General features: G+C 63.6%; 1 protein-coding gene. It reads right to left on the bottom strand.

The features are described 5' to 3' along the window. A partial coding sequence (locus EN935_RS33850; RefSeq protein ID WP_127374115.1) for an SMP-30/gluconolactonase/LRE family protein occupies positions 1-1,742 on the bottom strand: 1,742 nt, incomplete at its 3' end. Between the last annotated feature and the right edge of the window lie 139 nt (positions 1,743-1,881).

Genomic DNA, 1,881 nt, shown 5'->3' with positions numbered 1-1,881 from the left:
ATGTCACGGATGACGCATTCAGCGGTGCCGGCCTTCGGCCCTTCCAGCCAGTAGCGATGCACCCGGCAGGCCCAGCTTTCGGCGAAGAACAGCGACTTGCCGTCATGCGCCATGCACACACCGTTGGTGTAGCGATAGCCGTCGAGCAACGTCCTGGTCGACCCGTCCTTCGGGTCGTAGACCAGCAGCCTGCCGGTGGCGCGGTTCTCGATCGAGTCCAGTGCCCAGTCATGGGCGTCATAGCGCTTGGTCGAGTCGGTGAAATAGATGCGGCCGTCCGGCGCGATGTCGCAATCGTTGGGGTCGCGCAGCCGCGCATCGTCGACGATCGAGGTCCACGAACGCGATGTCTCCGCCGACAGGCGTTTGACCTCCCGATCCGGCGAGACCGAATAGAGCCCCATGGCGCCGACGCAGCTGATCAGATTGCCGGACTTGTCGAAGGCGAGACCGAGCGGAAAGCCGCCGATATGGGCAAACACTTCCGACCTGACATAATCCGGCGCGAAGAAACGGACGATTTCGCCGTGACGCGTGCCGCAATAGAGATTGTCGTCGCGGTCGAGAATGACATCTTCCGGCCCCTCCAGCTCGCCAAGCCCGATAGGGTCGGCGGCCGACAGCCGGTTGTCGAGCTCGTATGATGTGCCCGAGCCGGGTGCGGCCGACTGTGTCTCGCCCATCTTCAGATAGACCGGTGCGACATAGACTTCGTTCAGCACCTTGTGGCGGTTCTTCAGCCAGCGGATGTCGATGGTCACCGCCACCGCCAGCATGATGCCCAGCACCATCTGGTTGGTGCCGGTGCCGTAACCCAGCCGGATCAGCCCATTGGTCATGGTCAGCACAATGATGGCGCCCATCAGCCCCTTGATCACCGAGCCGCGTCCGCCGCCAAGGCTGACACCGCCGACCACCGCCGCCGTCAGCGCCATGATCTCGAGATTGAGGCCGGTGCCCGGCCCTGCCCCGCTCAACCGGCAAGCGATGAGGAAGCCGCCGATCGAGGCGCAGAAACCGGAGAAGACATAGGTCATGAACACCGTGCGGCGCACGCGGATGCCGGCATTGTGCGCCGAGCGCCTCGAGCCGCCGACCGCCAGCACATGCCAGCCCGGCCGCGAGCGCGTCAGCGCGATATGGGTGACGATGGCCAGGATGATCGCCAGCCACACCGAGACCGACAGCCCCCAGAAGGTGCTGTCGCCGATGAAATCCAGCACATCGGAAGTCGCGTCGGAGAGCTGCACATCGGCGGCATAGGTGGTGACCAGGATGTCGAACAGCGCTCGCCCGAAGATGAAGGTAACCAGCGTGGTGAGAAAGGCGCGCAACCTGAGATAGCCGACGAGGTAGCCGTTGATGGCGCCGAAGACGAGGCCGGTGGCGAGCGACGCGGCCAGCGCCAGCCAGATCGACTGTTCGAGGATGAAGAAGACGTAGACGGCGGAGAAGCAGGATAGTGCGAAGATCGAGCCGACCGACAGGTCGATGCCGCCGCCCAGCATCACCACCGTCATGCCGGTGACCACCATCGAGAATTCGCCGAGCTGGCGGGTCGATTCCTGCAGCGCCGTCAGCTTGAAGAAGCCGGGAATGACCGAGCCGAAGGTCGCCAATGTCACCACCAGCGCCAGGAACGGAATGGCGTTGTCGGTCCAGCGTTTGGTCAGTATCTCGCCGACGACATGGTCGGGCACGAGATTGTAGCGCCAGGACTGGAGGCGTTCGCGAAAGGACATCGGCTGCTGCTATTCCATGAGGGAACGAGGTGACCGGATCCTTCCGGCCACCTCGCTTATACTTCAGTCGAAAAAGTGCGGCTTACTTTGCCGCCGCCGCTTCGGCCTGCAGCGCCTTCAGGTCCCAGCAGCTATCGGG

The organism is Mesorhizobium sp. M7D.F.Ca.US.004.03.1.1 (assembly GCF_003998635.1).
In the GTDB taxonomy this organism is placed as follows: Bacteria; Pseudomonadota; Alphaproteobacteria; order Rhizobiales; family Rhizobiaceae; genus Mesorhizobium; species Mesorhizobium loti.
The sequence above is the reverse complement of the archived record's forward strand: the minus strand, read 5'-3'. Positions and strand labels throughout refer to the sequence as shown.